Below are 13,266 nucleotides of genomic sequence, written 5' to 3'. Positions count from 1 at the left end.
GTGCGGTTTAGAAAACCTTATAGGTTTATCAGCTATATGAATTATTTATCAGCCGAAAATTTAACGAAGTCCTACGGTGACCGTACCCTCTTCCAGAATCTTACCTTTGGAATAAGCCGGGGTGATAAAATCGCGATTGTTGGCGCCAATGGCTCCGGCAAAACTACCTTGCTCTCAATTCTGGCTGGCGCTATGCCGCCCGACGCCGGTCTTGTCAGTCAGCGCAAAGACATTACGGTGGGTTACCTCGACCAGCAGCCTGATCTCAACGATGCCTTGACCGTAATGGAAGTCGTGCTGGCGGGTGAAAGTCCGCAACTCGATGCCGTCCGAGCCTACGAACATGCTATTCTCCACGACGACCATGCTGCCCTTGAACGGGCCATGTCTGACATGGAAAAACACGAAGCCTGGGATTACGAATCTCAGATGCGACAAATTCTGGGTGAACTGGGCATTCAGGATGTTGAGCAGCGTGTTGGATCGCTATCTGGTGGGCAACGCAAACGGGTAGCTTTGGCGCGGGTACTTATTCAAAACCCCGATCTGTTGATTCTGGATGAGCCGACGAACCACCTCGACCTGGAAGCGATCGAATACCTCGAAAGTTTTCTGACGACGAACAACGGTACGTTGCTGATGGTTTCCCACGATCGTTACTTCCTGGATCGGGTCTGCAACCAGATTGCCGAAATGGATAATGGTCAGTTGTATACCTACAAGGGCAACTACGCGTATTTTCTGGAGAAAAAAGAGGAGCGCGAAGCGGCAGCTGCCTCCGAACTAGCCAAGGATCGTAATACGTTCCGGCGCGAGCTGGAGTGGATGCGTCGCCAGCCGAAAGCGCGTGGCACAAAGGCCCAGTATCGAATTGATGCGTTTGACGAACTGAAGGAGAAAACCAGCGGTAAACGCAGCGACACAGATCTAGATCTGAACCTGCGCATGGCCCGACTCGGCAGCAAGATTCTGGAAGTCGAAAATCTGAGTAAACGCTTCGGCGATAAGGTGTTGCTTGACCATTTTACCTATACATTCAAGCGGCCGGACCGCGTCGGATTGATCGGCAAAAACGGCATGGGTAAAACCACGCTGATGAACATGCTGACGGGTCAGCTACGTCCTGATTCAGGAAAAATTACGACGGGAGGTACCGTGAAGTTCGGTTACTACACCCAAACGGAACTGGATTTACCCGAAAATCAGCGGGTGATCGACGTTGTGCAGGACGTAGCGGAAGTGATGAAACTGGCCAATGGCGATACCATCACGGCAACCCAGTTGTTGAGTCGTTTTCTGTTCGACCGGGCTAAACAGTATGATTTCGTTGCTAAACTGAGCGGGGGCGAAAAACGGCGATTGCAACTCTTGCTGGTTTTGGTGCAAAACCCGAACTTCCTGATTCTGGATGAGCCGACCAACGATCTGGACATCATGACGCTGAACGTATTGGAAGATTTCCTGCTCAATTTTCCGGGCTGCGTTCTGATCGTCACCCACGATCGTTACTTCATGGACCGACTCGTTGAGCACGTTTTTGTGATGGAAGGCGAAGGGAAAGTTCGGGATTTCCCCGGCAACTACACCGACTATCGGGACTGGCGGGATTCTCAACCGAAAAAAACGGCACAAACTGATAAATTAGCCGCAACGACGAGCAAGAACCAAACACCTGCGCCGGTAGTTTCTTCGGCACCAACCAACGGAAGTGCAAACGGCACGAAGCGAAAACTGTCGTTCAAGGAAATTAAGGAATACGAAACGCTTGAAAAGGAAATTGAGTCGTTGGAGCAGCACAAAAGCAACGTAGTGAGCCTGCTCAATACCGGCGGTTCTCATGAGCAGTTAATGGCCTGGGCGCGGGAAATTGAGCAAATTGATCAAACCGTCGCCGAAAAATCAGAACGCTGGCTTGAGTTGGCGGAACATGTGTAAAGAGTGAATGAAGGAAAGAGTGAAAGAGCGATTTGCCACTAATTCTTTTTCACTCTTTCGCTCATTCATTCTTTCGCTCTTTATTTATGGATCAGATTATCAACTTTTTTCACTACCTGCTTAATTCGGAAGAAATCATCCGAACGGGTGGTCTGGTGTTGATTACACTCATTGTCTTTGTGGAGAACGGCTTCTTTTTTGGCTTTTTTCTGCCAGGCGATTATCTGTTATTTTTATCCGGCGTTTTCGCCGGTATAAAATTGTTAAACGTACCGTTATGGCTTTTACTAACCTGCATTTTTGGGGCAGCGGTTATAGGCTCGTTGATTGGTTACCTGACAGGGTATTATTTTGGCGGGCGTATCAAAAACCGGCCTGACTCGCTCTTTTTCAAGCAGAAGTATATCGACAACACGAGAGAAGCTTTTATTAAATACGGTAATAGCGCCTTGATCATTTCCCGATTCCTGCCCATCGTTCGCACGTTTGCTCCGCTTCTGGCTGGCCTGATTCACATGCCATTCCAGTTTTTCATGAGCTATAATATCATCGGTGGAGCCGTTTGGGTTATCACCCTGGTAGGCGGAGGGTATTTTTTCGGCGAACGGTTTCCCTGGATCGTTGACTACGTTCAATACGTCATCCTGTTCTTCCTGGCCATCACTACGTTCACCGTGATTAAAGGGTATCTGAACGCCCGCAACGACAAAAAAAAAGCGGAGAACGTTAGCGAGTAGCTCAGTTTTTTTCGACCCAGATCGTCTTCACGTTCACAAACTCCTTAATACCAATTTCTGATAATTCCCGACCGAAGCCCGAGGTTTTGATACCACCGAATGGCACTCGCGCGTCCGAACGCATCAATCCGTTTACGAACACTGACCCGGCCTGAATCTGCCGCGCCAATCGATCAGCTTTGTCTAAGTCCTGCGTCCAGAGGGCTGAGCCGAGACCAAAATCCGATTGGTTGGCCAGCCGGATCGCATCTGCTTCATCTTTAGCATCGATCAGCACCGCCAACGGGCCAAACGTTTCCTCATCGAAAGCCGCCATCCCGGGTTTAACTTTATCCAACAGCATTGGTGCTACGTTGCAACCTGATCGCTTACTGTCACCAGTCAGTAGTTTGGCACCCTTCGCCAACGTATCCCGACATTGCCGCTCAATAGAATCGGCAAGATCGAGTCGGGCCATTGGCCCCATCGTTGTAGCATCGTTCATTGGGTCACCCTGTTTAATCTGGCTTATCTGATCCAAAAGCCGTTCCGTAAACTGCTTTTTGACTGATTTCTCAACAATAAACCGTTTGGCCGCAATACAGCTCTGGCCTGCGTTCTGCATCCGCGACTTAACGGCCACTTCAGCAGCTTTGTCTAAATCAGCATCAGCTAACACAATCAACGCGTCAGAACCGCCTAGCTCCAGCACCGATTTCTTAATTTCCCGACCGGCAATACTGGCCACCGACGATCCTGCCCGTCCGCTCCCCGTAAGCGTAACAGCCTTAACGCGCCGGTCTCTAAGCAACGTTTCTACAACTGGAACATCGACCAGAAGCGATTGAAAAACGCCTTCGGGTAAACCGCACGCCCGAAACAGTTCCTCAATAACGAGTGAACAGCCCGACACGTTAGGAGCATGCTTGAGCAACCCAACATTACCTGCAATCAGGCCGGGAATGGCAAAGCGCATGACTTGCCAGAACGGATAGTTCCAGGGCATAATGGCCAGCACTGCGCCTAAGGGTTGATACGTAATGAAACTTGACTGAGCTTCTGTTTTCACAAACTCGTCGGCCAAAAATGCTTCAGCGTGATCGGCGTAAAACGTACAGGCAGCGGCACATTTCTCCACTTCGGCAATGGCTTCTCTAAGCGTTTTGCCCATTTCAGCGGTCATCAGCTCACCGTAGCGTTGTTTGTTGGCATTCAGATAATTGCCAACCTGACGCAGATAATCAGTACGTTCCCGCAATGACAAAGCCGACCAGTCGGCAAAGGCCCAGTCGGCTTGTTTAAGTTTCCGCTCGATGGCGTTGCCAGTATCGAGACGGTAGGCTTTCAGCTTCCGCTGATTGTATGGATTGATGGAGGTAAACATGGGATGTATGAAGTAGGATGTAGGATATATGATCTAGTCGATTGGCGAAAGCAATATATCATACATCTTACTTCTTACATCCCTTTATTGTTCTTCACTTTCCAACTTATTAGCCAGTGTAACCATCGTATCAAGAACATATTCCATTCGTTCATGACCGATAATAGCGTCAAATTTGTCGCGAGCTTCCTGCATACAGCCTTTGAGCGTAACGAATAACTCCTTGCCGCGGTCATTCAGGAAAATGATATTGGACCGGGAATCCGACGGATTTTTCTGCGTATATATATAGCCTTGATCCTCCAGCAAGCCAACGATTTTGCTCATCATCTGCTTGGTTACACAAGCCCGCTTCGCCAGTTCATTATTCGTAGTACCACCTTCTTCAATGTTCGATAGGAACATCAGGTAGCTCATTTTGAAATCTTTATATCCCAACGCATGAAGACGCGGCTCAATGAAATTACTCGTGTACCGTTTAAGTCGCCAGAACAGGCGACCAATCGACCGCTCCCGGATGGCCCGATACTGGTCAAAATCAAAGGAATTTTTATCTGTTTCCACGAACGTAAAAGCCAAAAAGAATATAACGAACTATTTCTCATTAAAATACTTTACAAATATAGTCAACTTGCTTGACTTCATAGTCAACTTGGTTTACTTTTGTGAATCAGTAGTTAAGCAACCGGAGTTCGGGCGATTGGCTACAGAGTTGGTTCTGAATTATCAAAGAGTATCTGCCTAAAACTTCACTGACAATGGCGACTTTAACGGAAGAAATGACTACCACAGACGAGAAAAGCGGACTTAGTACGTATTTACCCCGCATTATTATTGGCCTTGTACTTATCGTAGGAGGCTATTTTGGCTATCAGGCATTTCGCCACAGCCAGCAATATGAAACGACTGACAATGCCCAGATTGAAGGCAACTCGGCGCCCGTACTGGCTCGTGTAGCTGGTTATGTGAAATCAGTTAATGTAGACGATTACGCGCTTGTCAAAAAAGGGCAGTCGCTCGTAACAATCGACCCCGAAGAATACGACGTAGCACTGGCTCAAGCCGAAGCCGACTATCAGCAATCGCTGGCTGATCTCGCAACGGCCCGGGCCGATCTGCAAAATGCGCAGGCTACTGCCCGCAACGTATCACAAAACGCACGCGTTGCCCAGTCGAATGCCGCAGTACAGGCGATCCGGCGCAACAAAGCCCAGCAGGATCTACAGCGTGACCAAAACCTCTACAAAGAACAGTCGCTGACGAAAAAGCAACTGGAAGACACGCAAAATAATGTGGACATTCAGGCGGGTCAGTACAATGCAAATGTGGAGCAAATCAACCTGGCTAAAACCTCAGAGAGTGTAGCCCAGGCCGGTATTGCCAAAGCGCTGGCTAATATTCAGAAGATTCAGGCCGTGCTAAAAGTGAAACAGGCGGCTATCGACAATGCGAAATTAAGAGTAGGATACGCCCGACTGGAAGCCCCTATTACGGGTAAAATCGGGCGTAAGAACGTAGTGGCTGGCCAATACGTGCAACCGGGTCAAAATCTGTTTACGATCGTAGCCGATTCAACATTCTGGGTTGTCGCCAACTTTAAAGAAACGCAACTTGAGAAAATGCAACTCGGTCAGCCCGTTGACATTAAGCTCGACGCTTACCCTGACCTTGACATCAAAGGCCGCGTAGCTTCGCTGTCCGATGCCACTGGTGCGCGGTTCGCCTTGCTTCCTGCCGACAACGCATCGGGCAACTTCGTAAAAATCACCCAGCGGGTTCCCGTCAAGATTGAGATCCTGAATCCGGAGAAATACAAAAATCAATTGCGGGCTGGTCTGAGCGTAGATGCTGAGGTACGGGTAGCAAACTAGAGCTTAGCTTATATGGCAACTCAAACATTAGCCTTGCCCGCGCAACCGGCTATGCCAACGGGCTTTAGAAAGTGGATTGTGGTCGTCACAGCCATTTCAGCGGCTATTATTGAACTGATTGATACGTCTATTGTGAACGTCGGCCTGACCGACATTGCCGGAAATCTCGGTGTTACGATTGAAGACGTGTCATGGGTGGTAACGGCTTACGCCATTGCCAACGTTATTGTGATTCCCATGACTGGCTTTTTGCAGCGGTATTTTGGGCGCAAAAATTATTATATCGGGTCGATTATCCTGTTTACGGTAGCGTCCTATGGGTGTGGTTTCGCCGATAGTCTATGGACGCTAGTGGCCTTTCGCTTCTTGCAGGGTGTTGGCGGAGGTGCCTTGCTCTCAACCTCACAAGGGCTGATGTTCGACGCATTTCCGCCCTCTCAACGTCCCGTTGCTTCAGCCTTATTTGGTATGGGTATCGTGTTAGGACCAACACTTGGCCCAACGCTTGGTGGTTATATTATTGATAATTACCATTGGAGCTGGATGTTTTACATCAACGTACCGATTGGTATTGCAGCGGCTTTTTTAAGCTCAGCTTACATCGACAAGAAACCTGATGAGATCAATATCAACCGGAAGGCGATCCATATTGACCAGTTAGGTATTTTGCTGCTGGCCGTTGGTATTGGCAGTTTACAGTACGTGCTGGAGCGGGGTGAAGCCGATGACTGGTTCGATGACAATGTGATTAAGTGGCTAACGGTGATCACTGCTATATCGCTTCCCTTGTTCGTCTGGTGGGAATTGCGGGGCACAAAAGATCCAGTAGTAGACCTTCGTGCGCTGAAGAATCGAAACCTCACGGTCGGGTCACTGCTGATGGTCATTGTGGGATACGGCCTGTTCACGTCGGTCTTATTGTATCCCTTGTTTGCCCAGCGAATTGTTGGCTTAACCGCCACGCAGACCGGACAGTTACTGATTCCCGGTGGCCTGGTTACGTTGCCGATGTTTGCACTGGTCGGCCGGTTGCTGGCGAAAGGTATGTCGCCAAGAGTGGCTGTTATCATCGGCTACGTTGCCTTTGCTACATTCTGTTTCGTCATGTCCACGTATAACATGGACACGCCGAACAAACTGTTCATTTACGCCCTGATTGTCAGGGGAATTGGTCTGGCTTTCGTGAACGTACCCCTTATTAATCAGTCCGTTTCGACACTCGAACCGCGCCAATTGCCTACCGGCATTGCTATCGTAAACATGATGCGGCAGGTAGGTGGTGCCTTCGGGGTAGCGATTACGAACACCTACGTAACGCAGCGTACGGCTGTCCACCGGGGCGATCTGGTGTCGAACCTGCAACCGGGTGATATGCTCACAACCGAGCGGCTCAATGCGATGACACAGGCACTGGCGGCCAAGGGCATTAATGCCTTCGATGCCGTAACAGGCGCTTATAAAAATATGGACTTGGTAATTTCGCGGCAGGCCCTGATGCTCTCTTATCTGGACACCTTCAAGTTGGCGGGCTTGTTTTTCGTTGTCTCGTTTCCGCTCTTGTTCTTGCTTAAAAACAAAAAAATGGATGCCGCAGCAGCAAAAGCCGTTGCCGACGCAGCTCACTGATATAGGTTTACAGTTTTCGGATTTCGGTTTGCTAACGCATCCATGTTTTGCGTCAGCCTACCCGAGACCTATAAACCATAAACCGTAAACTTCTCTAATTATGAAACTGAAACTTCTTACGATATCCATGCTGCTTGCGGTTGGGGCGCTTCAGGCGCAAAACCAACCCGCGCAACTGCCCGACGACCTACGGGCGCTGGTTCAGCAGGCGAATACAAACTATCCGGTTCTGAAACAGCAGCAACAGCAAATTCAAGCCGGTGAAGTCCGGGTAGATATTGCCCGGACGGCCATGCGCCCGAACGTATCAGGAAACGCATCCTACCAGTACCTGAACCCAGTAGCGAAGGCTACCCTCCCAATCGATGGTGTGGATCGGACGCTTCAGTTCGCGCCTAATCATAACCTGAATGCCTATTTTGGCGTTGGCCAAACCATTTACGACTGGGGCCGGACGAACGCAGCGGTGAAACAAGCTGGCGATAACGTACAGGTGCTACGCCGGAATCTGGAGATCACCCAACAATCACTAGCGTATCAAGTGGCTGCGGCTTACTATGGTGTTGGCTTCCTGCAAAAGAGCTTATCGGTTCAGGATTCGGTAATTCGGACTGCCGGGGCTAACGTACGCTTATTAGTTACACGCCTGCAAAACGGCGATGCACTCCAGTATGACGTTCTTTCACAACAGGTGCGGGTAAAGATAGCCCAGAACCGAAAAATAGAGATTCAGAATCAGTTAGAACGACAATTGGCGACACTCACCTATCTGACAGGCAATCCAAATCCTGATATCAGCAAAGCGCTTGATCAATTCAACCTGGAAGCAATGAGTGGCCGCGTGGTTACGCAACCCTTTAATCTGGCTAACGATACTCAGTCCTTATTGGGCAATAAAGATGTACAACTGGCGCAGGATCGCGTTCGTCAGGCTGAAACTGATATTTTGGTCAGCAATTTATCGGGTCGCCCGAATTTGAGTTTCACCGGTTCAGCGGGTTTCCGCAATGGCTATTTACCCGATATCAATACGCCCAAATTTAACGTTGCGGCCGGGGTTGTATTAGCTGTACCTATTTATGCAGGTAAGCGGTATCAGTTGCAGAATCAGAATGCTCAGTTAACGCTGAATGCTAACCGGTACGCGGTTGAGAATGCCAATGCGCAGGTTCGACAGAGCATCGCCCAGCTCAACGCCGATATACGTAGCAACCAGACGCGGCTGGCGAACCTCGAAACACAGGTAGAACAGGCACAAAAAGCGTTGCAGATTGCCAACGCCCGGCTGCGAAATGGGGTCATTACCAATGTTGAGTTGCAAAGCGCCGAAACAGGCGTAGAAGAAGCTGAATTAGGGCGTCTAAATTTTCAATATCAGCTAATGCTTAATCAGTTAGAATTAAAGCGGTTGCTTGGCGAATCATTGCTTTGATATTAAAGTGTGTTAAAAATTGTGTGATCCACATACTAAATCGTACCGGAACAGGCTTCTATAAGAGTGTTGCAGGTTGAACTAAACAAACGAGCCCGTATGAAAAATCAAGTTATTGAGATCCTGAAGCAATTTGGTATATCGGAATCAGCCATCACCGACCAGACGCATTTCACGCGCGATCTGGGCCTCGACAGCCTCGACACGGTTGATTTGATTATGCAGCTCGAAAAAGAATTCGGAATTCGTATTCCCGACGAAGATTATAGCAAACTCACCACGATGCAGGGCGTATTAACGTATCTGGAAGCTGAGCAAGCCATTGCCTGAGTTATAATTTGAAATTTCCCCTAAACACAAACGGAAGCTCGATGAGCTTCCGTTTGTGTTTAGGGCCTGGATGGGCTTCATACCTTACTTGTAAAAGGGTTACCTGCGTTTTAAGACGAGCTACGCTTCAACGTACTATATACCCCTTAGGTACATCGGCCATGGCGTCAGACCAGTTTGACCTGATTCGGCTATCTAACGTACGGCTATACATAATCGCGCCATGCATAGCCGTAAGCCTTGTTCTAACCGGGCGATTGACAGCGTACTCAACCCAGCCACCATTGTTCTTGATTACAAGAAAGAGTTCTTTCTCGTAAGATCGCCAGACAGCTTTACGGCTGTCTATGAAGCCCCAAATACTATTCTTTGGGATTAATTTTCTTTTTGAATGGGCGTAGCGAACAATTAAATACTTGCTCATTGCACCACGCGACTCAATCGACGTAATCTGGTCTAGTGTGTCCGCCATCACATCCTGAACGGGCGTAACGGCTATATCCTGACTATGGTACAGTATTCTGCACTGAGCGCTGGCAAGCTGTCCATACCATATACCCAGTAACAAAAACACCAATCGTAGCGAATTCATAGCAGGAATATTTATTCGTACCCGACAACCAGAACCTATACTTCCATACTCACCAGCGTATTACCACGTAGCACCGGAATTACGTCGTACAAATCGTGTTGTAGGCAGTAGGCAATATCTTTCTGAATACCCAGCCGCTGGAGCCGCCGAATGTGCGACGCATTGGCCATATAGCTAATCAGATTGTCTTTACCTTGCGCATAAAGCCGCCAGGCCATAATAGCGCTATCCTCAGCCATCGCGTAGCTGTCTTTCAGTCGCTCAACCAGCGCACCGGCAAAGAGCGTATCTTCCAGATTGACACGGCCTTTCCAACCCGCGCAGAGTACCATGACATCGTATCGCTCTGCTTTCAGAAAGCGTACAATCGCGTCTAAATTCAGGAACGAACCCACTAACACCTTCACTGCTGAACGTGATTTGGTGATGGCCAGGGTTCCATTAGTAGTCGTCATGGCTACGTTGGCTCCCCGAATTCGATCGTCCATATAGGTGAATGGTGAATTATCTAATTCAAATCCCTCGACCTTGCGGGCGTTCCGTTCGGCAGCGGCCAGATAACCACGTTCCTGCAATAGGCGGCATTCGTCAATCGTCGCTACGGGAGTTATGCTGTTGACGCCATAAGCAAAGGCGGTCACCATGCACGAAGTGGCCCGGAACACATCGGCCACTACCACGATGGTATTTTCGACAGTGTGTAGGTGTAATAAGTCGGGCGTAAAGCAAACGTCAATTTGTTTCATAGGGGGTGTCTGAACCGGGATTTAGCTGATTTAGGGATTTACTGGATTTTGCCTCAATTGGCTTCCAAGGGAAGCGATTAACAAAATCCAGTAAATCCTAAAATCAGCTAAATCCCGGTTATTTTTTCACGAAAGGAAGTTTAACGACCTGCGCCTTGAGCAGGCGGTCGCGGACTTTGACAAAGATTTCGGAGCCGGGTTTGCTGAACTCCTTCTGGACGTAGCCCAGCCCAACGCCTTTACTGAGTGTGGGCGACTGCGTTCCGGAAGTCACTTCGCCAATTTTATTACCGTCAGCGTCGGTGAGTTCGTAATGACCGCGGGGAACGCCCCGGTCAAGCAGTTCAAAACCCACTAATTTACGGGGAACACCCTGTTCTTTCTGGGCTTTCAGCAGGTCGGCATCAATGAAATCGTGCGTGAATTTGGTTACCCAACCCAGGCCCGCTTCGATGGGCGATGTTTCGTCGGTGATGTCGTTGCCGTAGAGGTTGTAGCCCATTTCCAGACGTAGCGTATCACGGGCACCAAGGCCAATCGGTTTAATGCCAAATGGTTCACCCGCCTTTATAATGGCCTCCCAAACCCCCTCGGCCTGGTGATTTGATACGTATATTTCGAAACCACCCGCGCCTGTGTAGCCCGTTGCGGATACAATCACGTTGGCATATCCGGCAAAGTCGGTTTTCTCAAACGTGTAATATTCCATCGCATCAAGGTCGGCGTTGGTGAGTGGCTGCAACGCTTTGGCGGCCAATGGCCCCTGCACGGCAAACAGACACATGTCATCAGAAACGTTGACCATGGTCAAATCGTAATCCGATGCGTATTGACTGATCCAGTTCCAGTCTTTTTCGATGTTTGACGCGTTCACCACGAGCATGTACTCCAGCGCGCTGATCCGATACACCAACAGATCATCGACAATACCACCCCGACCGTTGGGCAGGTAGCTGTACTGCACTTTGCCGTCGAACAGAATACTGGCATCATTAGCCGATACGCGCTGAATCAGGTCCAGCGCCCCTTCGCCTTTCAGGATGAACTCACCCATGTGCGAGACATCGAAAATACCAACGTTATTGCGGACCGTGTTGTGTTCGTCGAGATCAGACGAGTAGCGAACGGGCATATCAAAACCCGCAAAGGGCACGATTTTAGCGCCCAGCTGCTGATGAATATGATGTAAGGGAACTTGCTTAAGCGACATTTGCTCGGGGGTTATCCGGCAAATTTACAAACGTATCCACGGGTTCCAACCAGTAGTTTTTTAGATTGACATCAGTTAAGGCTAAAATTGATTGGCAGGTTGTACTTCACCCGCACTTTTTGACCGCGCTGGACTCCGGGCGTCCACTTGCCGCTCATCTTTTGTACCACCCGGATCGCTTCCCGGTCCAGATCAGACTGAACACCTTTCAATACTTCATAATCACATAACGTACCGTCTGTGCAAACCACAAAACTAACAAAGACTTTACCCTGTGCTCCGGCTTTCTGCGCAGAAACTGGATAACTTAAATTCTGGTTCAGGAACTGGGCAAGGCCTTTCATACCACCTGGAAACTCTGGTTGTTGCCCTAAGGACGTATAACGAACAGTATCAGCTCCCGCTGACCAGCCTTTGCCCGCTTGCAGACCACCTTTATCATAGGTTTCTTCATAAAAATAAGAGCCGTCGACGTAGCGACCTATCCAAACACCCTGCTTGACCCCACTTTCATAGAGTCCCTGCTCTACAAAAAGCGTGTGTCGGGTCGTATCATTTTTAGAAAGTACCTGATTTTGATACGTCACCCGCCCGTTTCCTTCTACGACACGTTGCGTCCCTGTGCTATCCCAGAATGCTGTTACTAACTCGGGATCTCCCGTTTCAAATGCTTTAACCTTACTAATCGTTTTTATTTGCCTGATCTGGCCATTTGGATACCACGTCATGATGGCTATTTTCTCGTCCAGTTCATCATTTTTTTCAGCAATGGAACCATTTGTGTGATACCTCATTTCAGAGCCGATACGCTTTCCCTCGCGATAAAATGACTGATTAAGAATAGTGCCGGCTTCGTTAAGAAGAAACAAGTTACCCTCCCATTGCTGTTGATAGTTTTGATTTCCAACAGTGTATGTTATTCCCGTGGGATAATTGACAGCACTGTTTTTACGACGGACTAAGGGCATTTTAAAGTATTCTTTCCATCGTTTACCTTTCAACTCATACGTGATTATATCACCCATGGAAACACCATTCGAATCAATTGGGGCGACCTGCTTAAAAGTAGCCTGAGTACTATCGGCAATTGCTTTACTATCAGCCCCGAAGTAGGTAATTCTAGCTCCGTTCTGATAAGCAAAAGGCGTATTTGGCTGAAACAGAATGAGCATCGTCACTTTCTGACGTACTGGCTGGCCATTTTTTCGAGCCGGTTTCCAGGCATTAAATAACCTGAACACACGCATGGCTTCGCGGTCGCAATCGGGGCGAAAACTTTTCATCACAGCTACGTCAGCAATGCGCCCATCTGTTTCAACAATTCCGCTCAGAATTACCTTCCCACCAACACCCTCCGCCTGGGCCGATATTGGTTTACGTAAGCTGGTTTGAATAAACGTGTTATAAAACACCATTCCGCCACG

General features: G+C 48.8%; 12 protein-coding genes and 1 pseudogene. 6 read left to right on the top strand and 7 right to left on the bottom strand.

Going from position 1 to position 13,266, the window contains the following annotated elements; genetic code table 11:
- Nucleotides 1-36 precede the first annotated feature (36 nt).
- Together ACYVEA_RS18170 and ACYVEA_RS18165 are read left to right on the top strand one after the other, a co-directional pair.
- Nucleotides 37-1,935 carry an ABC-F family ATP-binding cassette domain-containing protein gene (locus tag ACYVEA_RS18170; protein ID WP_461114849.1) on the top strand — a complete coding sequence of 633 codons (1,899 nt, stop codon included), beginning with the start codon at nucleotides 37-39 and terminating at the stop codon, nucleotides 1,933-1,935.
- A gap of 86 nt (nucleotides 1,936-2,021) precedes the next feature.
- Entirely contained in the window at nucleotides 2,022-2,672 is a 651-nt protein-coding gene (locus ACYVEA_RS18165; RefSeq protein ID WP_461114848.1) for a DedA family protein, read from the top strand.
- 1 nt (nucleotide 2,673) lies between these two features.
- Here ACYVEA_RS18165 and ACYVEA_RS18160 read toward each other — a convergent pair whose 3' ends face one another.
- Nucleotides 2,674-4,035, bottom strand: coding sequence for an NAD-dependent succinate-semialdehyde dehydrogenase (locus ACYVEA_RS18160; RefSeq protein ID WP_461114847.1), 1,362 nt, complete (start codon nucleotides 4,033-4,035; stop codon nucleotides 2,674-2,676).
- Nucleotides 4,036-4,119: 84 nt separating this feature from the next.
- Nucleotides 4,120-4,599, bottom strand: coding sequence for a MarR family winged helix-turn-helix transcriptional regulator (locus tag ACYVEA_RS18155; RefSeq protein ID WP_461114846.1), 480 nt, complete (start codon nucleotides 4,597-4,599; stop codon nucleotides 4,120-4,122).
- A gap of 194 nt (nucleotides 4,600-4,793) precedes the next feature.
- Between ACYVEA_RS18155 and ACYVEA_RS18150 the strand changes: the two genes are divergently transcribed.
- From ACYVEA_RS18150 to acpP, 4 genes are all read left to right on the top strand, one after another.
- The gene (locus tag ACYVEA_RS18150; protein ID WP_461114845.1) at nucleotides 4,794-5,906 is read left to right on the top strand and encodes an HlyD family secretion protein; all 1,113 of its coding nucleotides are present in this window, start codon (nucleotides 4,794-4,796) and stop codon (nucleotides 5,904-5,906) included.
- Between the two features lie 12 nt (nucleotides 5,907-5,918).
- The gene (locus ACYVEA_RS18145; RefSeq protein WP_461114844.1) at nucleotides 5,919-7,532 is read left to right on the top strand and encodes a DHA2 family efflux MFS transporter permease subunit; all 1,614 of its coding nucleotides are present in this window, start codon (nucleotides 5,919-5,921) and stop codon (nucleotides 7,530-7,532) included.
- Between the two features lie 100 nt (nucleotides 7,533-7,632).
- The gene (locus ACYVEA_RS18140) at nucleotides 7,633-8,964 is read left to right on the top strand and encodes a TolC family protein (protein ID WP_461114843.1); all 1,332 of its coding nucleotides are present in this window, start codon (nucleotides 7,633-7,635) and stop codon (nucleotides 8,962-8,964) included.
- A gap of 99 nt (nucleotides 8,965-9,063) precedes the next feature.
- Complete coding sequence (gene acpP / locus ACYVEA_RS18135; protein ID WP_461114842.1) at nucleotides 9,064-9,294, top strand: acyl carrier protein; 231 nt, start codon at nucleotides 9,064-9,066, stop codon at nucleotides 9,292-9,294.
- A gap of 127 nt (nucleotides 9,295-9,421) precedes the next feature.
- On the opposite strand, the gene ACYVEA_RS18130 is transcribed toward acpP, so the two are convergent.
- From ACYVEA_RS18130 to ACYVEA_RS18110, 5 genes and pseudogenes are all read right to left on the bottom strand, one after another.
- Nucleotides 9,422-9,886, bottom strand: coding sequence for a hypothetical protein (locus tag ACYVEA_RS18130; protein ID WP_461114841.1), 465 nt, complete (start codon nucleotides 9,884-9,886; stop codon nucleotides 9,422-9,424).
- A gap of 35 nt (nucleotides 9,887-9,921) precedes the next feature.
- Nucleotides 9,922-10,632: a 2-phosphosulfolactate phosphatase gene (locus ACYVEA_RS18125; protein ID WP_461114840.1), complete on the bottom strand. Its 711-nt coding sequence runs from the start codon at nucleotides 10,630-10,632 to the stop codon at nucleotides 9,922-9,924.
- Between the two features lie 118 nt (nucleotides 10,633-10,750).
- Nucleotides 10,751-11,842: a glycine cleavage system aminomethyltransferase GcvT gene (gene gcvT, locus ACYVEA_RS18120; protein ID WP_461114839.1), complete on the bottom strand. Its 1,092-nt coding sequence runs from the start codon at nucleotides 11,840-11,842 to the stop codon at nucleotides 10,751-10,753.
- Nucleotides 11,843-11,913: 71 nt separating this feature from the next.
- Nucleotides 11,914-12,810, bottom strand: a complete 897-nt coding sequence (locus ACYVEA_RS18115) for an energy transducer TonB (RefSeq protein WP_461115096.1) — start codon at nucleotides 12,808-12,810, stop codon at nucleotides 11,914-11,916.
- Nucleotides 12,811-13,005: 195 nt separating this feature from the next.
- Nucleotides 13,006-13,257 (bottom strand): annotated as a pseudogene (locus tag ACYVEA_RS18110) (energy transducer TonB); the annotation flags it as partial.
- Between the last annotated feature and the right edge of the window lie 9 nt (nucleotides 13,258-13,266).

This window comes from Spirosoma jeollabukense (genome assembly GCF_054777855.1).
Note: the sequence above shows the minus strand (reverse complement) of the source record. Positions and strands in the feature narration are given on the sequence as shown.

Bases quoted from the DNA above. Each gene is read 5' to 3' on its own strand.
- gcvT (WP_461114839.1), bottom strand. From the start codon at position 11,842: ATGTCGCTTAAGCAAGTTCCCTTACATCATATTCATCAGCAGCTGGGC.
- ACYVEA_RS18170 (WP_461114849.1), top strand. From the start codon at position 37: ATGAATTATTTATCAGCCGAAAATTTAACGAAGTCCTACGGTGACCGT.
- ACYVEA_RS18115 (WP_461115096.1), bottom strand. From the start codon at position 12,810: ATGCCCTTAGTCCGTCGTAAAAACAGTGCTGTCAATTATCCCACGGGA.
- ACYVEA_RS18165 (WP_461114848.1), top strand. From the start codon at position 2,022: ATGGATCAGATTATCAACTTTTTTCACTACCTGCTTAATTCGGAAGAA.
- ACYVEA_RS18125 (WP_461114840.1), bottom strand. From the start codon at position 10,632: ATGAAACAAATTGACGTTTGCTTTACGCCCGACTTATTACACCTACAC.
- ACYVEA_RS18140 (WP_461114843.1), top strand. From the start codon at position 7,633: ATGAAACTGAAACTTCTTACGATATCCATGCTGCTTGCGGTTGGGGCG.
- ACYVEA_RS18145 (WP_461114844.1), top strand. From the start codon at position 5,919: ATGGCAACTCAAACATTAGCCTTGCCCGCGCAACCGGCTATGCCAACG.
- acpP (WP_461114842.1), top strand. From the start codon at position 9,064: ATGAAAAATCAAGTTATTGAGATCCTGAAGCAATTTGGTATATCGGAA.
- ACYVEA_RS18150 (WP_461114845.1), top strand. From the start codon at position 4,794: ATGGCGACTTTAACGGAAGAAATGACTACCACAGACGAGAAAAGCGGA.
- ACYVEA_RS18160 (WP_461114847.1), bottom strand. From the start codon at position 4,035: ATGTTTACCTCCATCAATCCATACAATCAGCGGAAGCTGAAAGCCTAC.
- ACYVEA_RS18130 (WP_461114841.1), bottom strand. From the start codon at position 9,886: ATGAATTCGCTACGATTGGTGTTTTTGTTACTGGGTATATGGTATGGA.